The organism is Devosia aurantiaca, assembly GCF_011058215.1.
Classification (GTDB): Bacteria; Pseudomonadota; Alphaproteobacteria; order Rhizobiales; family Devosiaceae; genus Devosia; species Devosia aurantiaca.
Map to the genome: position 1 here is coordinate 1182473 of NZ_JAALFG010000001.1, position 20768 is coordinate 1203240.

Below are 20768 nucleotides of genomic sequence, written 5' to 3' on the forward strand. Positions count from 1 at the left end.
CCTAAGGTTGCTCTGTTTGCGCAGCCACGTCGCCGGGCAGTGCATAGGCGATGAAGTAATCCCCAATCGGCGTTTCCATGAAGTCATGGCCCCCGGCATTGATGACGAGGATCTGCCGGCCTCCCGCCTCATAGGTCATCGGCGTTGCCTGTCCACCCGCCGGCAGCGTCACCTGCCACACTTCCTCACCCGTCGAGATATCGACGGCGCGCAGGATGTCGTCGGTTGCGGCAGCGATAAAGAACAGGCCCGATGCGGTGACGACACCGCCGCCATTGTTGGGCGTGCCGATATCGATCGGCAGCATCGACGGAATGCCGAAGGGTCCGTTCTTGCGCGCCGAACCGAACGGGCGATCCCACAGCACTTCGCGGGTGTTGAGATCGATCGCGGCTATGCCGCCATATGGCGGTTCCTTGCACAGAAGGCCCGTAAACGGCACGCGCCAGCCGGCGTTGACGCGAATGCCATAAGGCGTCAGCGCCTGCGGGCTGAGGCTGCCATGCGAGCCGCCGCCGGCCTCCGCGTCATAATTGGGATCGGTGATCGGCAACACGCCGGCCGCGTCGACCTCTTCGCGCGGCACCAGCTGGTTGAAGTTGGGCATGTTGTTGTAGTTGGCGATCATGATGCCTTTTACCGGGTCGATCGCCACGCCACCCCAGTCCGAACCGCCGTTATAGCCGGGGAACTGGATCCAAGGCGTGTCGACCGTCGGCGGCGTATAAACGCCATCATAGGTCGCCTGGCGGAACTGGATGCGGCACCAGAGCTGATCGAGCGGCGTCGTGCCCCACATGTCAGCTTCCGTCAGGTCCGGCTTAAGAAGGTTCGGGAAATCGGTGACATAGGGCTGGGTCGGCGACAGCCGCTCCGGCTCGACGCCACCCGTCGGCGCCGGACGCTCTTCGATCGTCACCAGCGGTTCGCCGGTTTCGCGATTGAGGATGTAAAACTGCGCCTGTTTTGACGGCATGATGATCGCCGGAACGGGACCGTCAGCGGTCGGAAAGTCCACCAGCGAGCCTTGGCCACCAAGGTCATAATCCCAGACGTCGTAGTGGACCGTCTGGTAATGCCACGCCTCGAGACCCGTCTCGACATCCAGCGCCACGATCGCCGTGGAATAGGTGTTTTCCGCCTCGGAGCGATCGCCGCCCCAATAATCGACGGCCGAATTGCCCATCGGCAGGTAGACCATGCCCAGGTCGTCATCGCCCGACATGATGGTCCAAACGTTGGGCGTGCCTGGCGTGTAGATTTCGCCTTCCGGCGGCAGGCCGGTCTCGCCCGGACGACCCATGTCCCAGGCCCAGTTGAGGTCGCCGGTAACAGCGCTGAACCCGCGGATCACGCCCGACGGTGCCTCGCGCGTCTGTCCGTCGCTGACCTGCGATCCGAGCACCAGCACGTCGCGCACCAGCGTCGGCGGCGAGGTCGGCGCGTAAAAGCCGGGCGCCGTGTCGCCTATGCCGACCAGAAGATTGACGATGCCGCCCTCGCCAAAATCGGGGCAAAGCTGCCCGGTCTGCGTATCCAGCGCGATCATGCGAGCATCATGCGTGAGGTTGACGACGCGGGTCGCGCAAAGGCTGTCCGCCTCGGCGGTCGGGTCCTCGAAATAGACCAGCCCGCGGCAGGAAGCATTGTAGCCGATGGCGTCTACCGGCGTCTGCGGATCATAGGTCCAGAACTCAGCGCCCGTCGCCGCGTCGAGCGCCGAGATCTTGTTCAGCGCCGAGCAAAGGTAAAGCCGGTTGCCGACTTTGACGGGCGTGTTCTGATTGCCGAACGGCTCGCCGTTCTCCGGCAGGTCGCCCGTGCGGAACTCCCAAATCTGTTCCAGCTCGCCCACATTGTCGGGCGTGATCTGCGTCAGCGGCGAATAGCGCAAGGCCTCATGCGTGCCGCCATAGGCAGGCCAATCGGCTCCCGTCTCAAGCGCCACATAGGTCGGCTGAGGTGGGGCAAGGGGAGCCGCCGCTTGCTCGAGCGTCGCTGGAGCAGCGGGCGCTTCCAACGCGGCGGCCGGTGCCTCGGGCGCAGGAGCCGCTGTCGTTAGCTCTTCAGCCGTCGTCTCGGTTTCCTGCGCCAAGGCAGTTTCGACACCGTGATTGGCAACGCTGATCGCGCCCAGTGCGCCTGCAAGCGTCACCACGGCGGCGGCCATGCCCGTGCTCATCCGCCTCGTCGATCGACGCAGCGTCGGCAATGTCGTCAAGACCAGAACCAGCACCACCGTCGGCGCCACGAGCCGCGGCACCTGCGCCCAGGGTTCGAAGCCACGTTCCCACAACGCCCAGATGACGGTCGCGACAAACGTGATGAGGTAAATCCAGACCGCATTCATCTCCCGTCGAAACAGGAAATATGCGGTGAGCAACAGGCCGATCCCAGCCGGCAGATAGTAGAATGAGCCACCCAGTGTGATCAGCCACAGTCCGCCAACAGCGATTGGCAGCCCGAACAACACCAGGATCACAGCCACCAGCATCGTCCACCAGAAACCAAAACCTCTGTGGTTCGCGTGCGACGAAAGCTGCTCGGCCATTGAGTCCCTCCTTGGCGTGATGCTCTCCGAACGCCGCGAACCCGCCACAGTTCCAAAACTTGTGGCCGGTTAGCGTCGGTATGGATTGGTTAGGAGAGGTCGTGCCGAAATGGCTGGCGAGAAAAGCCCCGCCAGCCAGGATCAAGGGTCAGCGAACGTCGATGGTCTCGCCCTCGAACTCGCCAAGCTCGTCGAGCGCCTTGGTCACAAAGCTCTGGTCGATGATGTCGTCCGGCGACACTTTGGTCACGTCTGCAAATTCCGGATTTTCATAGCTGAAATCCACCGTCTTGGTGACCTCGACAGGGCTGACGCAGCCGTTGACGCACCAGCGGGTCTGGACGAGGTCGCTGGTCAGTCGGATGTTTTCCGGCGTGATGTCCGGACGGCCTTCAGTGATGGCGGCGATCCAGCGCTCTGGGTCGTTGGCCATGGCGCGCGATGCGTCGATCAGCGCCGTGGTAAAGCGCTGGATGGCCTCACCCTTGGTGTCGATCGTCGTGTCGAGTGCGGCCACGAAATTGGACAGGGCCGGCGCGCGCTCCGAGAAGTCATCCGGCTCGACGAGAACATGAATGCCGGGCGGGTTGTTGATCGAAAGATACGTGCCGTAGGACACGGTCGTCGCGTCGATCCGGCCCGCGGCCAGCGCCTGGATGCGAACATCCGGCGCGCCGATGGCCACGAAGTCCGGCGCATCGGTTGCAACACCATAGCTGCGCAGCACGGCTTCGGTGAGCGTGTGGTCGAGGCTGCCATTATCGGCGATGGCATGGGAGCGGCCGGCGAGGTCTTCGACCGTTTCGATGTCCGATTTCGTGGCGATCAGAAAGGCGGCGCCGCGGCCGGTCGCAACGAAACCACGGATCGGCAGGTCGTTCTCGGCACGCAGGCGTAATGCTGTGTCGATGCCGATATCGGCAATGTCGACAGCCCCGGCATTGAGTGCTGCTACCGCCTGCGGCGTGCCGTCGAGCGGCACGATGGTGACCTTGACCCCATGCTTTTCATAAAAGCCAAACTGCTCGGCCAGCTGGAAGATCGAACCCGTAGTCAGGTTGAATTGCGTGTCCGCCACGCCCAGCGCAAGCTTGAGCTCGAGCATGTCGGCCGGCTGCGCCATCGCCGTTCCGGCAGCCAAAAGGCTGAGAACCGCGGCTGCTGCTACGCGCGCTCCGTTGCGCATCTTGTTATTGGTCGTCACATGCATTGCAAAACTCCTGCGGCCCTCGCCGCGCTAAGAAACGGCAAGGCGCCTAGGCAGCCCGGCCGAAGATCGGAAGCGGTTGAAAATCGTTGCGCAGGATGGCCGAGGTCTCCCGGTGCCCCATCCAGCCCTCGATCAGCGTCGAATAAATGCGCCGGTAATCGGTGGTGAATTTGAGGTTGCCCTCGTCGAGATCGGTGAGGCTCGGTGGCGCACCATACTGGCCACCGGCCACCGACTTGCCAATGATAAAGGCCGGCCCCGCCGTACCGTGGTCGGTGCCGAGGCTGGTATTTTCCGCCACCCGGCGGCCGAATTCGCTGAACACCATGACGACCACGTCGTCGCCCCGGCCCAGCCGCTCCATGTCGCTCACGAAGGCGGAGATATGGTCCGATGTATAGGACCACAGCCGCGCATGAAGATCGCCCTGATAGACATGCGTATCGAAGGCATTATTGCGATAGGGGACGTAGTAGACCTTGGTCGGGAAATTGGCAGCGATCAGCGCCGCCACCCGTTCGAGCCCAAAGGGCGCAAGGCCATAGTCGATCGGCGTCGAATAGGCATTCCAGGCGTCGCGAACCAGGTGCTCGGACCTGTTGGCGCTCGAAAGGATGTCGAACAGGAAATCCTGCGACGGGTTGGCGCTGCCATTGCCGCGGGCATCCACGGCGGCGATCGCCTCCTGCTGCTCATGAAACATGTGGCGGGTGAAATTGTCCGGATCGTTGAAGACCAGCGGCACATGGTTCATCGCCCGCACGGCGAGCGATTGGCTGTCGTCGATATTGACCAAGAAATTGGTGGTATGCCCTAGCGGGTCGATGGCATCGGCCATGCGCCCCAGCCAGCCATAGGCCTCGCCGCTATTGGGCGCGCCGGTCTGCCAGAAGGCCATCGAGGAAAAATGCGAAAACGAAGGCTGGTCATAGCCGACGCCATGCACCACTCCCATCATCCCATCCTTGTAGAGCCGCTCGAAGCCGCCCATGGTCTTCTGGAAACCGAAGTGATCGTCGATCCGCAGCAGCTTGTCCTTGCGCAGTCCCAGATTCGGTCGCGCCTTGTAGTAGGCGTCGTCGCCATAGGGCACGACCGTATTCAGTCCATCATTGCCGCCCGAAAGCTCTACGATGACAAGGATCCGCTCGTTCTTGTCGGCCTGCGCATCGGCGACCTTAGACCACACCGGCGACGTCGCGACGCCTCCGGCGCCTTCCAGCACCATCGAGCCGAAACCCGCCTCGATCAGCTGTTCCCGCTCTCCGCTCGATAGCTTTGGTGTCTTGGCCATTCGTGTTCCTCCGGAGCGTCAGGCGAGCTGAAACTGGGGTGAGCTCATGATCAGATGCGCCACCAGGCGCAGCGGGTGCTCGAGATAGGTCTGCGCTTGGGCGAGATCGGCCGTGCCCAGTTCGGCGGTGAGCGTTTCGATCAGCGCAGCGTGGGCCGGGGGCGTCAGCGGCACGCGCAGCAATTGCCGGATCAGCGCATCGACGGCCTCGGCGGCGTCGGTCGCGCCGGCATCGGTGACGATGTCGGTCAGCGAGAATTGCGCCGCCATTCGGGGCAGGGGCCTAAGTTTCCGCAGCGCTTCGGAATAGCCCATGAGGCTCGCATAGCGCGTGTTGAACGCTTCCTGCATGCCGGCGACCTTGCTTGGCGCCGCGCCCTCTTCCATTGTTGCCGCAGTGATCTCCATGCCCGCGATGATGTTGCGGTTGACCCGCCGCACCTCGCCGCCCGGATTATGGTTGGGATCGCGAAACTCGATGATGTTGGGGAACATCACTTCGCGCGCAAAATTGGCCCGCTCGAACAAAAGCCCCGGCGTGATCCAAGCCCGGCCCTCGCTCCATCCCGCCACCGTAGGCGGATAAAGCAATACCTGTCCCAACGTCTTGCTCACCGTATAGGGGTCGGGGATCCCCGGCAGCGCGATCAGCCCAAGCTTGCGATAGGTCGATACCAGAAGCTCGGTCGGCGACTTGATATGCGTCGCGACCGACGCCTCGCAATAAAAGTCCTCGGAAAGAAAGATCGTGCGAAGAAAGGGCGCGATCTCATAGCCATTGTCGCGCAGGAGACTGCCCAGCTTCTCGGCAAACTCGGGCGAAATCTCTTCGCGCACGAAGAAGCGGTAGATTTTCGAGGCGATGTAGATCGCCGTCTGCCGCTGCTCGAGAATGATGCGCAAGATGTCTTCGCCGGCAAAATTGCCTTCCCGGCCCAGGAAGAGTTTCGTGCCCGCGTCATGCTTTTCCGGATCGATGACGAATTGGAGGTCGTCATTGCCCCAACCGGTGAAGGCCCTTGCCGCCGCCTCGCGGATGTCGTCCTCGGAATAGTTGCCGACGCCCATGGTGAAGAGTTCCATGACCTCGCGGCCGAAATTCTCGTTGGGCGCGCCTTTGACATTCTGCGCCGCATCGAGAAACACCAGCATGGCCGGGTCCTTTGCGACTGCGATAAGGAGATCGCCGAAATTGCCGGTTGCGCCTCTGCGCAGCGTTTCGAGCTGCAGTTGGATCTTGCGATAATCGCGCAGCTTTTCTTCGCTGGTGGCAAAATGCCCATGCCAGAACAGCGTCATCTTTTCTTCGAGCGGCCGATTGGTGGTGACCATCCGGTCCAGCCACCAGAAAGCCAGGCGCCGCGTTTCCAGCACCGTGGCGCGAAGCCAGTAGAAAAAACGATTGGTCACTGGCTGCAGCGGCCGGTCGCCGCCGGGCTTCACCGCAACGCCCATCGCCATGCCCGCTTGCTCGGCCAGTTCGGTTGCCGCCGGCCGGCTCACCGGAAAGTCCTTGAACGACGGCTCCCAGAAACCGGACTCTTCGAAAGCCGGCAGATGCGCATTGTCCACCGCCGCATAATCGACCAGCGAGGCCACCGCCGCTTCTGGAGACATCCGCGCCAGCCGCTCTATCTCGGCGGGAGTACCACCAAAACCGGCGCGTTCCAGCAGGTGCGCCGCGCGCTCATAGCCCCAGTCGGCGGCGCTGATCGGCGAGAGATTTTCGAGTGCGGCATATCCGGTCAGCACCGGCTTTCCCCTTGTTGCTCGGCTGACATGTTAGGGGAGGGGAGCGCAAGCGACAGCGCCGAAGCCGGGCTAACGCCCTATCAATGCTATAGGAAAGACCTATGGAACGTGGCTGTCGACCAATCCACATTGCCAAAGGCGCCGGCCAATTCCTCAAGCTCCGCACCATCCCGAACCATGTCGTGGATACGGTCCCAAAGGTGCTCGCGCATGGAAACGAAAGCAGGCGACGTTCGCGGATCTTGCTGCCAGCGCGGTTCCGGGAACGAGACATCGACGATCTCGTCGATCCGACCAGGCCGTGGCCGCAACAGCACCACCCGCTGCGACAAGAGGATCGCCTCGTCGATATCATGCGTCACGAAGACTACGGCGATGCCGCGCCGCGACCACAGCTGCAGCAATTCCTTGCGCAGCACTTCGCGCGTCATCGCATCGAGCGCCGCAAACGGCTCGTCCATCAACAACACCTTGGGCTCAACCGCCAGCGCCCGCGCCAGCCCGACGCGCTGCTGCATGCCGCCCGAGAGCTCATGCGGAAACGCCTCGGCGAATTCCCGCAGCCCGACCGCGCCTAGCAAGGCCCGCGCCCGCGCCGGTCGCTCGCTCCCCGGCAACCCCTTGAGCTGCAGCACGAACTCGATATTGCCCGCCACCGTCAGCCACGGCAAAAGCCGCGCTGATTGGAACACCATGGCAAGGTCCGGCCCCGGCTGAGGCGCCGCACCCATCACGTGCACCTCGCCCTCGTCAGGCGCGATCAGCCCATTGATGATGCGCAGCAACGTCGTCTTGCCACAGCCGCTCGGTCCCACAAGGCTGACGAATTCGCCCGGCCGCACATCGAAGGAAATATCCTCGAGCGCCCTGACCTCGCCGTCCTTGAACGACTTGCCCACGTGCCGCAGCGAAATAATTGGCGCGCTCATCTAGCGCCCATCTGCCAGGCTTACGCGCCAGCGCCCGATCCGCCGTTCCGCCAGCCGCAGCATGGCCGTGATCAGCGTTCCGAGCGCCATCAAGACGATCACCACCGCAAAATAGCGGTCCATCTGGAACCGATTGCCCGCCGCCGCCAAAAGCCCGCCAAGACCGGATTGCGCCATGGTAAGCTCCGCAATCACCGTTCCGACCGTACAGATCGCCGCCCCGATCCGCAGCCCGCTGAGGATCGACGGCAGTGCATCGGGCACCATGACCCTCCAGAACAGCGTCGCCCGTTTAGCCCCGAAAGCCCGCGCCATCTCGACCAGCTCCTTGTTGGCATTAGCAATGCCGGCGGTGGTGTTGATGAGGATGGGGAAAAACGCCGCGTTCCACACCACCACCACCTTGGCCTCGGTATAAAGCCCGAACCAGACGATGATCAGCGGAATAAAGGCTGCGCCCGGTGTCGAATTCATCGCGTTGACAAAGGGGTCGAGCACCCGTCCCAGCACGCGAAAGCCACCCAGCAGCACGCCCAGGAAAATGCCGGTCGACGCCGAGAGGAGAAATCCCAGGCTGATCACCGTCAGCGACTCGCCCAGGCCTTTCAGCATCGTGCCGTCCGACCACATGAGGACGCTTTCGGCGACGATGTCATTGGGATTGGGCATGACCAAATTGCCGCCCACGGCATTGAGCGCATACATCCCGGCAAGCAGCAGCAGTGCCAGAATGATCTGCACGCCGAACACGGCGCCGTTTTCCAGCCTGCGGCGCCGCGCAGTGTTACCTTTGCGCGCAAACATTGGCACCGCGACAGGCGCGATCGCTGGCGGCCGGTGGCGCACGATGGGCTGCTCCGTCCGCTCTTCGATCATAAAGGCAACTCTTTCATCACGGCCGGCAATGCTGCCCCAAGCGGGAAATCCACACAAGCGCGTCGGAGCCTATCGGTGCCATAGGCAAATCCGCTTGGCGTCCCAACTTTCCGGCCGTGGGCGATAAAGGCTTTAACTCAGCCAGCTTTGCCTTAAACTGGAAAACCAGCAAAAAGAACGCCGCTCAAGCGGTCGGAGGATGGTCATGGCAATGGACGGCAAACCACGCGAAGGACGATCCTTGTCGCGCGTGCAGCCCAAGGCCAGCGATCTCACCCTCCATCAGCTGCGCATCTTCTGGGCCGTCGCTCATTCCGAAACCCTCACCAAGGCAGCCAAGCAACTCGGCCTTGCCCAGCCTTCGCTGTCCCAGCAATTGGGCAAGCTCGAAGCCAATATCGGCACGCTGCTTTTCCATCGTCGCTCAAACGAAATGGAGCTGACCGAAGCAGGCCAGTTCCTGCTGCCCAAGGTCGAGCAGGTGTTGCGCCTGATAAGCGATCTTGAAGATGGCCTCGCCCAGTTCAGCGGCGGCGAGCGGCTGACCCTGCGCATTGCCGGCATCAATTCGGTGCTGCGCGTCCTCGTACCACCGGCGCTGAGGCATATGCAGGAGTACTATCCGGGTCTCGATTTCGACCTCCAGGAAAGTTCGCCCGCCGAAATCCTCGACATGCTTTATAGCCGCCGCGTCAATGTCGGCCTCCTCGCCACCAATTCGGTCGCCCAGGCCAGCGTCGGTTTCGTCCAGGTGCCATTGGTCGAGGACCCCCATGTCCTCGTCGTGCCGGAAAGCCTTGTCCTCGACGGCGTGACCGATCCGGAACGCGAGCTTCCGCCCGACCAATGGACCATGCTTAACCGCTCGATCCAGTTCATCTTCGGCAGCCAGCAGGCCCAGCGCGTCGCCGAATGGTACGACAAGCTCCTGCCGCAGCACCACGTCGTCGCCAAGTGCCGCAGCTTCGACACTGCCATCGGCCTTGTCGGGGCAGGGGCCGGCGTCTGCCTTGCGCCCGGCCTCACCACGGTGCAGCAAAACCTTACCGCCACCAATCTGCGCCTTTATCGCGTCCAGGCGCCGCCCCGCCGCATCGTCGCTCTGGTCCCCTCACAATATCGGCGCACCGAACCATACAAGGGCCTGATCGAAACTCTGCAGAGCGTTGCCGCCCGACACGCCATTCCCGGCCTCCTCGAAACCCCGCCCTTCCTCTCCATTGACGCGCCAAGCGACCTCTGACGCGCGCTCCGGATAACAAAATTGTAGGTCGCCCAGCCTTAGTCGATGTCCCACTATGCCGGGCGCAGACTTTAAACCCGCAACTTGAGTTTGGCCGTTTGTCGTTTTCGCTCCTTCGCAAGGCCCTCTGGGCGACCTTTCCTTTCGCGCTGCTCTTCATGGTCGCGCAGCCCAGCATGGCCGCCAGCCCGTGTGAGCAGGAAAGCTACGCTTCGACCGATTTCCTCGTTTGTACCATCGACCCCGCTGATGCTGATCTGCGGCTCTTCTGGCAGGAGGATGAAGGCGCTCCTTTCCGCTCCTTCGGTGCCGTCGCCCGCGCCCTGGAGGCGCAAGGAGAGCGCCTGGTCTTCGGCCTCAATGCCGGCATGTACTGGTCCGACTTCACCCCCATGGGCCTCTATGTCGAAGGCGGGAAAACCCTGCGTCCAGCCAATCGAGAGCAACTTGATGACGCCTCCGGCTCCGTGCCCAACTTCTACAAACGGCCAAACGGCATCTTCTTCGTTACGCCCCCGGCGCCGGCATCCTCCCTACCGATCGCTACCTCGACGACGAACCCGAAGCCTTGATCGCCACCCAGTCCGGACCCATGCTGGTCATCGACGGCGCGCTCAACCCGATCCTGATCGAAGGATCGACCGAGCGCCGGCCCCGCAGCGGCGTCGGCATCTGCGCAGATGGTCTCGTCCGCTTCGCCATCAGCGAACGCCCGGTCAATTCTTCGACCTCGGACGCCTGTTCCAGGATCGCCTCGACTGCCAGGACGCGCTTTATCTCGACGGCGGCCGCGGCACCGGCCTCTACGATCCCGAACGGGGCCGCAACGACTTCTCCTGGCACGGCGGCTTCGGCCCCATGTTCGGCCTCGTCGAACCAATTGCCGACCATCGTTAGCCCAGTGCAACGAACCGGGGGCCATTCGGCTTAGAGCAAGGCCAGCGGTCGAAGGACCGAACGGAGGGCTGCCCTTGTCGACGCCAACCATCCAGAACGCCGCCTTTATCGCCGCGATCGTGATCATCTCGGCCGTGTTCTTCTGGCTGCTGTTGCCCTTCTACGGCGCGATCCTTTGGGCCGTGATCCTCGCCCTCTTATTCTATCCCATGCATCGGCGGCTGACCGTCTGGCTCAGGGGCCGCAAAAGCGTTGCTTCTGCCCTCTCCGTGCTGATCTGCGTCCTCGTGGTCGTCGTCCCGGCGATCATCATGCTGGCAACAACGCTTTCCGCCGAAGTCGCGAGCCTTTACCGGCGCATACGGGAAAGCAATCTCAGCCTTGCCGACTTGGTCGCGCAGGCCCAAAGCGTCCTCCCCGACTACGTCAACAATGCGCTGAACAGCCTCAACCTTGGCAATCCCCGCGAAATCCATGAAAGCCTGATGGCGCTCCTCGCCAGTACCAGCCAGACCCTTGCCACCAAGGCCGTGGACTTGGGCCAAAGCACGCTCCAGTTCCTGGTGAGCCTTGCGATCATGCTTTACCTGCTGTTCTTCCTCTTCCGCGACGGCCGACAGCTCGCCCAAACTCTGCGCGATGCCATTCCCCTCGAGCGCCGCCGCACCGACCACATCGCCAAAAAGTTCACGTCCGTGGTCAAGGCCACGATGCGCGGCAACATCGTCATCGCCATCGTCCAGGGTGGCCTCGGTGGCCTCACCTTCTGGCTCCTGGGCCTTGAAGCCCCGCTGCTCTGGGGCGTCGTCATGGCCGTGCTGTCGCTCTCCCCCGCCGTCGGCGCCTTTCTCGTCTGGGGACCGTTTGCGCTTTACCTGCTGTTCACCGGCGACATCACCAAGGGCATTATCCTGATCCTTGTCGGCGCTCTCGTGATCAGCACGATCGACAACGTCCTCCGCCCCATCCTCGTCGGCCGTGAGACGCGTCTGCCCGATTATGTGGTCCTGATCTCGACCCTGGGCGGCCTCTCGCTCTTCGGCGCCAACGGCTTTGTCCTCGGCCCCCTCGTTGCGGCCCTTTTTATCGCCGTCTGGTCCCTTTTCACCGACGATCGTTTGGTCAAAACCAACAACGAGACCACGCCGTCCTGAACGGCGCGCTACACATCAAATCTGTTGAGAAAACTGGTGCTGCCGGACAGGATTGAACTGTCGGCCTCTCCCTTACCAAGGGAGTGCTCTACCACTGAGCTACGGCAGCATCGTGTCGGCTGATGCGGGCAGGGCCCTGCGGCGACGGGGGCTCCTTTGCCATAGGGTCCGGCTCGACGCAAGCGCAAAAGGGCCTATTACCCAGCCATCGACTCGATCACCGGCAAACCATGGGCAAATCGGAACAGGCGGAGCTGCGCGAGCAAAGATTGGCCGCAAAGCTGCGTGAGAACTTGAGGCGCCGCAAGGATCAGGCCAAGGCACGTGCCCTCGGGGACGATGCCAGTGGTCCCGAGCCGGACCCCGGAACGGACACGGACAATAAACCGTAAACCATTTCCGGCGAACATCGCGTTTCACCGTCATGAGAACGGCTGGTCTGGCCTACGCGGCAACGAAGACCTCGCCTTGCCTCCCCAGGGAACGGGCCCCAAGGGCCCATCAAGAGGACTTCACTTTATGGATCGTATTCGTTTGGTCGGTGGCAATGAGCTCGTGGGCGAAATCCCCATCTCGGGCGCCAAGAATGCCGCCCTGCCGTTGATGATCGCTTCGCTTCTGACCGAAGAGCCGCTGGTGCTGCAAAACGTGCCGCGCCTTGCCGACGTCAAGCAGCTCGAGCGCATTCTGGAAAACCACGGCGTCGACATCTCCGTTCAGGGCCGCCGCCGCGGCGAGGACGACGTGGTCGGCCAGCGCATGACCTTTCATGCCGCCGACATCGTCGACACCACCGCGCCCTATGAGCTGGTTTCCAAGATGCGCGCCAGCTTCTGGGTCATCGGCCCGCTCCTGGCCCGTTGCCACGAGGCCCGCGTTTCGTTGCCCGGCGGCTGCGCCATCGGCACCCGCCCGGTCGATCTTTTCCTTTACGGCCTCAAGGAACTCGGCGCCGAAATCGACATCGACGACGGCTATGTGGTCGCCCGCGCCCCCAGGGTGGCCTTGTCGGTGCCACCGTCAACTTCCCCAAGGTCTCGGTCGGCGCCACGCACACTATTCTGATGGCCGCCACCCTCGCCAAGGGCACGACCACCATCGAGAATGCCGCCCAGGAACCCGAGATCACCAATGTCGCCGAGTGCCTCGTCGCCATGGGCGCCAGGATCTCGGGCATCGGCACGAGGACGCTGACCATCGAGGGCGTCGAGCGTCTCCATGGCGCGACCGTCGACGTCATCCCCGATCGCATCGAAACCGGCACCTTTGCCATGGCGGCGGCCATGACGGGCGGCGACGTGCTGCTCAAGGGCGCCCGGCCCGAGCATCTTCAGGCCGCGCTCGATATCCTGGCCCAGACCGGCGCCGAGCTCACCCCTGAGGCCAATGGCCTTCGCGTCCGCCGCAACGGCTCCGGCATCAAGCCGGTCGATGTCGACACCGACCCGTTCCCGGGCTTCCCGACCGATCTTCAGGCCCAGTTCATGGCGCTGATGACCATGAGCCAGGGCACCAGCAACATTCGCGAGACCATTTTCGAGAACCGCTACATGCATGTGGCCGAACTCGCCCGTTTCGGCGCCGACATCGCGGTTCATGGCCAGCTCGCCACGGTTCATGGCCGGTCCCAGCTCAAGGGTGCCCAGGTCATGGCCACCGACCTGCGCGCTTCGGTCTCGCTGGTCATCGCCGGCCTCGCCGCCAAGGGCGAAACCGTGGTCAACCGCATCTACCACCTTGATCGCGGCTTTGAACGCCTCGAAGAAAAACTCAGCCGCTGCGGCGCCGAGATCGAACGGCTAGCGGGCTGAGAGCCGTCCCACGGGGGCCGATCACGCCGGTGGCGTGATCGGAGGCGAGCAGGCCACGAGAGCTATGCTCGAATGGCGGGGGATTGTGCGTCGCTAACGCGGCGCACCGACCATCTCGCGCAAGCGCATGGCATCGCGAAGCGCAGCACCCGATGCGGTATTGTCGAAGATGCACCAGACCGGCTCAGGCGCTAACGTCACCAGCCCGGCATAGTGCCGCAGCGCCTCGTCCGAATAGGCCGAATAGTAGATTTTCGGCGATCCATGCAGCCGCAGATAGCGCGCACCCTTCGCCGCCGCAGCCAGCTCCTCCTTCTGCGGATCCGCCAGCACGCGCCCGACCTCCACATCGGCCAACAACCCGTCGTCGACCTCCGCCTCCGCCCAGCTCACATGCCGCGGTTCGAGATATACCGGCACGCTGGTCTGCCGCCTGACCGCCTCGAAGAAAGCTCGCGCGACCAAAGGGTCGAACGCCAGCTTTGGCGGCAACTGCACCAAAACCGCACCAAGCTTGTCTCCTAGAGGCGCAAGATCCTCGAAGAACAGGGCAATGTCGTCTTCCACCCCAACCAACGCCTTTTCATGCGTCGCAGTGCGAATCAGCTTCACCGAAAAGCGAAACCCTTCCGGCACCGCATCGTGCCACCGCTGCCAGGTGCTGCGCTGGTGCCGCCGGTAAAAGCTCGAATTGACCTCCACCACCGAAAACACCGAGGCATACCGCTCCAGCGCGCTCCCCTCTTGGGCAAAACCCGGCAGGGAATGCCCGACGCTCCAAGCCGCTGTTCCGATCAGGTGTGTTCCCATGCGGGCTCAATCGCGCTGAAGCTCGGATGTTCCTTTCGGGCCGGGCGGCGTTTCGGCACGTCCCTGCACACTCGCATTGCCCCCGCTTGCGCAACCTTGTAGATCGAAAACCCAGCGCCGACATAAGCACATCTAGTCCAGCAAGGCCTTCCCATGACTGATCTCAAGCTGATCGCGCTTGATGCCGAAGACCTCGAAGTCGTGTCCGCCCATGTGCAGGACGCCGTGATCCGCACCACTGACATGGGCTATGCCAAGGCCGACCGCCGCTTTGCCCTCCTCATGAATCGCTTCGATTGGACCTCCGACGAGGGTCGCGGCAAGGGCCTGCGCAAGCGCGCCGCGCTCCATTTCGATGGCGTCACCGATGTTAAATATGCCGGCTTCGACCCAGCGGCGCCCGAGGGTGTCCTCGAACTGCTCGCCATCCATTTCGAGCCCACCGACGCGCCTTCCGGCATTGTCGAGCTGCGCCTCGCTGGTGGCGGCACCGTCCGCCTCGATGTCGAATATCTTGAAGCCCGCCTGGCCGATCTCGGCGCCGCCTGGGCTGCCGCCGCCAAGCCCAAGCACGACTAGATCCATGCCCCTTCGTCTCGATAGCACGCAGCCAGATTTCGAAGCCCGCTTCACCGACCTGCTCGGCGCCAAGCGCGAGTCGAGCCAGGACGTCAACGATACCGTGTCCGCGATCATCGCCGATGTCCGCCACCGCGGCGACGAGGCCGTGGTCGAGCTGACCAACCGCTTCGACCGCGCCAATGTCACGGCCCAAACCCTGCGCTTCACCGCCGACGAAATTGCCAGTGCCGCCGCCCAGGTGCCGTCCAATGTCCGCGCGGCGCTGCAAACGGCGCATGACCGCATCCGCGCGCATCACCAAAAGCAGAAGCCCGAGGACCACGTCTATACCGACGCTCTCGGCGTCACCCTCGGCTCGCGCTGGACCGCCGTCGATGCCGTCGGCATCTACGTCCCCGGCGGCCTTGCCTCCTATCCCTCCTCGGTGCTGATGAACGCCGTGCCCGCCCATGTCGCCGGCGTCGGCCGCATCGCGATGGTCGTGCCCACGCCCAGCGGCGAGATCAATCCAGCCATCCTTGCGGCAGCTGAGATCGCCGGCATCACCGAAATCTACCGCATCGGCGGCGCCCAAGCCGTCGCGGCCCTTGCCTATGGCACCGCCACCATTCCGCGTGTCGATAAGGTCACCGGTCCGGGTAATGCCTATGTCGCCACCGCCAAGCGCCAGGTCTTCGGCCAGGTCGGCATCGACATGATCGCCGGTCCCTCCGAGGTTCTCGTTATCGCCGACGGCTCGGCCAACCCCGCCTGGGTTGCCGCCGATCTCATCGCCCAGGCCGAGCACGGGGCAGGGGCCCAGTCCATTCTTGTCACCACCGACGCAAGCCTCGCCGACGCGGTGGAAACCGAAGTCGATCGCCAGCTTACCCTCCTGCCCAAGGGCGACATGGCCCGCGAAGGCTGGGACGAACTGGGCGCCATCATCACCGTCGCCTCGCTCGACGAGGCCGCCGGCCTTGCCAATCGCATCGCGTCCGAACATGTCGAACTGGCGCTCGACGACCCCCAGGCGCTGCTCCGCGCCATCCGCCATGCCGGCGCGATCTTTCTTGGCCACCACACGCCCGAAGCCATCGGCGACTACGTCGGCGGCTCCAATCACGTCCTGCCCACGGCCCGCTCCGCCCGCTTCGCCTCGGGCCTCGGCGTCCTCGATTTCATGAAGCGCACCTCGATCCTGGGCTGCACCCCGTCCTCGCTTTCGGCACTCGCCGAACCGGCCGTGACCATTGCCGGCGTCGAAGATCTCGACGGCCATGGGCGCTCCATTTCCATCCGGCTCAACCATTGAGCATCTCGATGGGCAAAGAGGCGGCGGCGACCACGGACAAGGACCGGCTGGTCACCGTCACGCTCGATCCCAACACCATCATCTCGATTAATCCCGACGAGGTGCACGAATGGCGCATCGCCATCTATGACCTGCTTGAGGACAATAGCTTCAAGCCGGCCCGGGTCTCCGCTGTTGGACCCTATGCCCTCCATGTCTCGATCATCGGCAATTCCATCGTGCTCGATGTCCGCGACCCCGAAACCTTCCAGCCGATCGCCGCGCACTACCTGTCGCTGACCCCGTTCCGCCGGCTGATCCGTGATTACTTCCGCATCCGCGACGCCTATTACGAGGCTATCCGCTCGGCCCAGCCCTTCCAGATTGAAACCGTCGACATGGCCCGCCGCGGCATGCACAACGAAGCCGCCGAGCTCCTGCGCACCCGCCTCACCAATAAGCTGATCATCGATCTCAACACGGCGCGGCGCCTCTTCACCCTCATCTGCGCCGTCCAGCCCTATGCCTCGCGCATCGATGAGGCGACGAGCCAGTTGCCCACCGTCCTTTTTGTCTGCTCCATGAATTCGGTGCGCTCGCCTATCGCCGCGGCGCTCGCCCGCCAGGCCTTTCCCGGCCGCGTCATCGCCCGCTCGGTCGGCGTTCATGGCGGCAAGGCGGATCAGTTCGTGCACGAAGTCATGGAAGAGGTCGGCATTGATATGAGCGTCCATACGCCCCATATCCTGGACGAGCTGGTTGCCAACCATTTCGATCTCGTCATCACCCTTTCCGCCGACGCCCCCGACGCCGTCGCCCGCAAGGGCCTCGAAGCCGGTGCGGTTGAAGTCTGGGACGTTCCCGATCCTTCGCTGGTCGAAGGCAATCGCGAGCTGGTCCTGGGGGCGTATCGGGATCTGCGCGATGGGCTACGCAAGCGCGTCAGGAGCCGGCTCGAGCCACTGGTTTCCGGTGGTTCACAAAACCATTGAATTGAAGTAGGTAGGGGCCACTTTCCGACCCGTGGCCGGCGAGCGATGGCCCTATGGGTTTGATCAGGAGATAGAATGGCGAAGGAAGAAGTGCTCGAATTCCCGGGCGTGGTGACTGAATTGCTCCCCAATGCGACGTTCCGCGTCAAGTTGGAAAACGAACACGAGATCATCGCACACACCGCTGGCCGCATGCGCAAGAACCGCATCCGCGTTCTCGCCGGCGACAAGGTCCTGTGCGAAATGACCCCTACGACCTCACCAAGGGTCGCATCACCTATCGTTTTAAGTGATTTGAGCTGATGGCCGGACGTCCCGAACTGATCCTGGCCTCCGCCTCGCCGCGTCGGCTCGCCTTGCTGAACCAGATCGGCGTCGAGCCCGAGCATCTTGTGCCGGCTCATGTCGACGAGACACCGGAAAAGGGCGAATTGCCGCGCAAGCTGGCACAGCGCCTGGCCGACCTCAAGGCTCTTACGGCGCAGCACAAGGCCCGCGTTGCCGGCTTCGGCTCCAATTCGCTCGTGCTTGCTGCCGATACCGTCGTCGCCGTCGGCCGTCGCATCTTGCCTAAGGCGGAGACAATGGAAGAGGCATCCGATTGCCTCCGCATGCTGTCCGGACGCTCGCACCGCGTCTTCACCGGCGTCACCCTGATCACCCCCTCCGGCGCCCGCCGTCACCGCCTGGTCGAGACCCGCATCCGCTTCAAGCGCCTCTCCAACAAGGAAATGGAAGCCTATCTCGCCAGCGCCGAATGGCGCGACAAGGCCGGTGGCTACGCCATCCAGGGCATTGCCGGCTCCTTTGCCGTCAAGATGTCCGGCTCCTATTCCGCCGTGGTCGGCCTGCCGCTCAACGAAGTGACCCAGCTTCTTGCCGGCGAGGGCTACCCTGTGCACTTCAACTGGCTCAACCAGTCCACCCTTTCGGGCGTCTGATGGCCGAAAAGAAGTGCCCCATCTGCGGCAAGCCCACGGTTGAAGAGTTCAAGCCCTTCTGCTCCAAGCGCTGCGCCGATATCGACCTCAACCGCTGGCTGAGCGGCACCTACGTCATCCCGGCCCGCGACGATGAACCTGGCGACGACAAGGACGAAGACTAGGCGCGGGGCTTGCCCCCATTGATCTGCACGGACTTAACAAACGTGCATCAAATCTCAACAAAATTACAACCTGCCCTTCAGACCCGCGTTATAAGCTCTGGTGCCGATCCGCGAGAGCCATCATGGCTGCCAGTGAAACCGAACTGCTGTTGCGCCTCCAGACCGAAGTGCTGGAAGCGGTGGCGCGTGGGGACGCGCTGCGCAACATCGGCACGATCCTATGCCGCGCCGTCGAACGCAACGCGCCCGGGGTCAAGACGTCGATCCTCCTCGTCGATCAGGCCAAGCGCCTTTATACGCTTGCCGCGCCCAACCTGCCGCCATCATATTGCGCCGCCATCGATGGCCTCGTCGCCACTCCTGTAGCCGGCTCCTGCGGCACCGCCGCCTGGCGCAACGAGCCGGTGGAAGTCACCGATATCGCCTCCGATCCGCTTTGGGCCGAGTACAAGCAACTGGCCCTGCCGCTCGGCCTTCTTGCCTGCTGGTCGAGCCCGGTTCGAAACAATGCCGGCCAGGTGGTCGCAACCTTTGCCTTCTATTATGGCGAAGCCCGCGGCCCCACGCCGCTCGAACGCAAGATGGTCGGGACTTGCCTCCATCTTTGTGCCCTCGCCATCGAACATGAACGCGTGCGGGCCCACAGCTACCGGCTCGCTTATTTCGATGTGCTGACCGGCCTGCCCAATCGCGCCCATTTCAACATGGTGCTCGACGAACGCATGGCTGCCGGCGACCCTTTCGGTCTGATCCTTCTCGACATCGACCACCTCAAGCTCGTCAATGACAGTATCGGCCACGCGGCAGGCGACGCACTGCTCCGCGCTGTCGCCGAGCGGCTAAGAACCGTGGGCTCCGATATCCTCGCCTGCCGCCTTGGCGGCGACGAAATGGCGCTGTTGGTCTCCGATTGCGCCGATCACGAATCCCTCCAGCGCGCCAGCGACCGGATCATCGAGGCCGCGTCCGGAATGGTGACCGTCGATCACCAGTCGATTGCCGCCCATGTGACCCTGGGCGGCGCGGTTTATGGGCTGGATGGCACCGATCCCGACACCCTGATCCAGAACGCCGATGTCGCGCTATATCAGGCCAAGCAGACCCACCGTGGCGGCTATGCCGGTTTTCGTCCCGATCTGCGCACCGCCATGGTGCAGCGCATCGCCGCCGTCCGCGAGATCGATGCCGCTATAACCGAAAAGCGCATCCTGCCCTTCTACCAGCCCATCGTTCGGCTCGACACAGGCGAGATCATAGGCCTTGAAGCCCTTGCGCGCCTGCAAACCGCCGAAGGCCGCATCGCCTCGGCGGGTGAATTTCATTCCGCCTTCGCCGATCCGCGCATCGCCTATGAACTCACCGGCCAGATGCTGGATAATGTCGCGCGCGACGTCCGCACCTGGCTCGATGCCGAAATCCCGTTCCAGCATGTCGGCGTCAACGTCACGACCGGTGACTTCCAGCGCGGCGACCTCGCCGAGCGCATGGCCGATATCTTCGCCTATCACAACGTGCCGCTGCGCCACGTCGTGCTCGAAGTCAACGAATCCGTGTTCATGGGCGGCAACGACCAGGCCGTGCCGCATGCCGTCGAGGAGCTTCGCGCCAAGGGTCTGCTGGTGGCGCTGGATGATTTCGGCACCGGCTTTGCCTCACTCACGCATCTCCTGAGTTTTCCAGTCGACATCATCAAGATCGACCGCTCATTCGTTGAGCAGCTTGGGGTCGATCAGCCCGGCGAAGTGGTGGTGAGCGCAATTCTCGACATTGCCCAGCGGCTCGACATGCGCGTCGTCGCCGAAGGCATCGAAACCGCACGCCAGTCCGATATTCTGCGGCAACTGGGCTGCACGCTCGGTCAGGGATATCTTTTCTCCCGCCCGGTATCGGCCCGCGACGTCACCCAATTGCTGCGCAGCTTTGCGCAACGACTGGATCAGAAAAGCGAAGACCGGCTATTCAGCACATCGTCATAAGACTGGGGCGACCGCCCATCAGAACATCTGCGTCAGCAGCGTTCCTGCCACGGCTACGACGCCCAGCGTCGAAAGACAGGCGGCCAAGAGCATCACCTGCGCCCGTTGCACATGCCTGCTGTAGCGCGACGACGCCGCACCCCATCGAGATTTGTTGAAACGCCGTCAAAGTCGAGATTGGCCATGGCTCGCTCCGCAACACGCTGCCGGCCATCGGGCCGGTTACACGTCGGGTCGCCGCCATCTTGAGCTCTTCTCACCCTCTGCCGAAAACGATACGCCGGCTTTGCCCCACTCCGAACACAGGCCTTGA

15 protein-coding genes, 1 tRNA gene and 3 pseudogenes are annotated in these 20768 nt (G+C 63.3%); 11 read left to right on the top strand and 8 right to left on the bottom strand.

What is annotated here, in order from left to right:
* Position 1: 1 nt before the first annotated feature.
* The 6 genes from G5575_RS06085 to G5575_RS06110 all read right to left on the bottom strand — a co-directional run bounded on the left by G5575_RS06085 (position 2) and on the right by G5575_RS06110 (position 8612).
* Positions 2-2551, bottom strand: coding sequence for a membrane-bound PQQ-dependent dehydrogenase, glucose/quinate/shikimate family (locus tag G5575_RS06085; RefSeq protein WP_164533499.1), 2550 nt, complete (start codon positions 2549-2551; stop codon positions 2-4).
* Between the two features lie 148 nt (positions 2552-2699).
* A complete protein-coding gene (locus G5575_RS06090) occupies positions 2700-3761 on the bottom strand; it encodes an ABC transporter substrate-binding protein (protein WP_207633001.1) in 1062 nt (353 codons plus the stop codon).
* A 46-nt stretch (positions 3762-3807) separates the two neighbouring features.
* Positions 3808-5055 carry a DUF1501 domain-containing protein gene (locus tag G5575_RS06095; RefSeq protein ID WP_164533500.1) on the bottom strand — a complete coding sequence of 416 codons (1248 nt, stop codon included), beginning with the start codon at positions 5053-5055 and terminating at the stop codon, positions 3808-3810.
* An 18-nt stretch (positions 5056-5073) separates the two neighbouring features.
* A complete protein-coding gene (locus G5575_RS06100; protein ID WP_207633002.1) occupies positions 5074-6807 on the bottom strand; it encodes a DUF1800 domain-containing protein in 1734 nt (577 codons plus the stop codon).
* A gap of 86 nt (positions 6808-6893) precedes the next feature.
* Positions 6894-7736, bottom strand: coding sequence for an ABC transporter ATP-binding protein (locus G5575_RS06105; RefSeq protein ID WP_164533501.1), 843 nt, complete (start codon positions 7734-7736; stop codon positions 6894-6896).
* Positions 7737-8612 carry an ABC transporter permease gene (locus G5575_RS06110; RefSeq protein ID WP_207633003.1) on the bottom strand — a complete coding sequence of 292 codons (876 nt, stop codon included), beginning with the start codon at positions 8610-8612 and terminating at the stop codon, positions 7737-7739.
* A 205-nt stretch (positions 8613-8817) separates the two neighbouring features.
* Here G5575_RS06110 and G5575_RS06115 point away from each other — a divergent pair, with 205 nt between their 5' ends.
* From G5575_RS06115 to G5575_RS06125, 3 genes and pseudogenes are all read left to right on the top strand, one after another.
* The gene (locus tag G5575_RS06115) at positions 8818-9855 is read left to right on the top strand and encodes a LysR family transcriptional regulator (RefSeq protein ID WP_164533502.1); all 1038 of its coding nucleotides are present in this window, start codon (positions 8818-8820) and stop codon (positions 9853-9855) included.
* A 158-nt stretch (positions 9856-10013) separates the two neighbouring features.
* Positions 10014-10752 (top strand): annotated as a pseudogene (locus G5575_RS06120) (phosphodiester glycosidase family protein).
* A 74-nt stretch (positions 10753-10826) separates the two neighbouring features.
* The gene (locus tag G5575_RS06125) at positions 10827-11906 is read left to right on the top strand and encodes an AI-2E family transporter (protein ID WP_164533503.1); all 1080 of its coding nucleotides are present in this window, start codon (positions 10827-10829) and stop codon (positions 11904-11906) included.
* Between the two features lie 34 nt (positions 11907-11940).
* On the opposite strand, the gene G5575_RS06130 is transcribed toward G5575_RS06125, so the two are convergent.
* Positions 11941-12015, bottom strand: a tRNA-Thr gene (locus tag G5575_RS06130).
* A 410-nt stretch (positions 12016-12425) separates the two neighbouring features.
* On the opposite strand from G5575_RS06130, the pseudogene murA reads away from it, so the two are divergent.
* A pseudogene (murA, locus tag G5575_RS06135) lies at positions 12426-13717 on the top strand (UDP-N-acetylglucosamine 1-carboxyvinyltransferase).
* 93 nt (positions 13718-13810) lie between these two features.
* On the opposite strand, the gene G5575_RS06140 reads toward murA, so the two are convergent.
* A complete protein-coding gene (locus tag G5575_RS06140; RefSeq protein ID WP_164533504.1) occupies positions 13811-14527 on the bottom strand; it encodes a DUF72 domain-containing protein in 717 nt (238 codons plus the stop codon).
* Positions 14528-14680: 153 nt separating this feature from the next.
* On the opposite strand from G5575_RS06140, the gene G5575_RS06145 reads away from it, so the two are divergent.
* The 7 genes and pseudogenes from G5575_RS06145 (at position 14681) to G5575_RS06175 (ending at position 20455) form a co-directional block, all read left to right on the top strand.
* The gene (locus G5575_RS06145; protein ID WP_164533505.1) at positions 14681-15106 is read left to right on the top strand and encodes a DUF2948 family protein; all 426 of its coding nucleotides are present in this window, start codon (positions 14681-14683) and stop codon (positions 15104-15106) included.
* Positions 15107-15110: 4 nt separating this feature from the next.
* Positions 15111-16403, top strand: coding sequence for a histidinol dehydrogenase (gene hisD, locus G5575_RS06150; protein WP_164533506.1), 1293 nt, complete (start codon positions 15111-15113; stop codon positions 16401-16403).
* Between the two features lie 8 nt (positions 16404-16411).
* Positions 16412-17374 (top strand): UPF0262 family protein, encoded by a 963-nt coding sequence (locus tag G5575_RS21565; RefSeq protein WP_164533507.1) that lies wholly within the window; start codon positions 16412-16414, stop codon positions 17372-17374.
* Between the two features lie 75 nt (positions 17375-17449).
* Positions 17450-17667 (top strand): annotated as a pseudogene (infA, locus tag G5575_RS06160) (translation initiation factor IF-1).
* A 9-nt stretch (positions 17668-17676) separates the two neighbouring features.
* Positions 17677-18315: a Maf family nucleotide pyrophosphatase gene (locus G5575_RS06165; RefSeq protein WP_164533508.1), complete on the top strand. Its 639-nt coding sequence runs from the start codon at positions 17677-17679 to the stop codon at positions 18313-18315.
* A complete protein-coding gene (gene yacG, locus G5575_RS06170) occupies positions 18315-18479 on the top strand; it encodes a DNA gyrase inhibitor YacG (RefSeq protein ID WP_164533509.1) in 165 nt (54 codons plus the stop codon). The genes G5575_RS06165 and yacG overlap by 1 nt, the downstream gene beginning before the upstream one ends.
* A 122-nt stretch (positions 18480-18601) precedes the next feature.
* Entirely contained in the window at positions 18602-20455 is a 1854-nt protein-coding gene (locus G5575_RS06175; RefSeq protein WP_164533510.1) for a bifunctional diguanylate cyclase/phosphodiesterase, read from the top strand.
* Positions 20456-20768 lie beyond the last annotated feature (313 nt).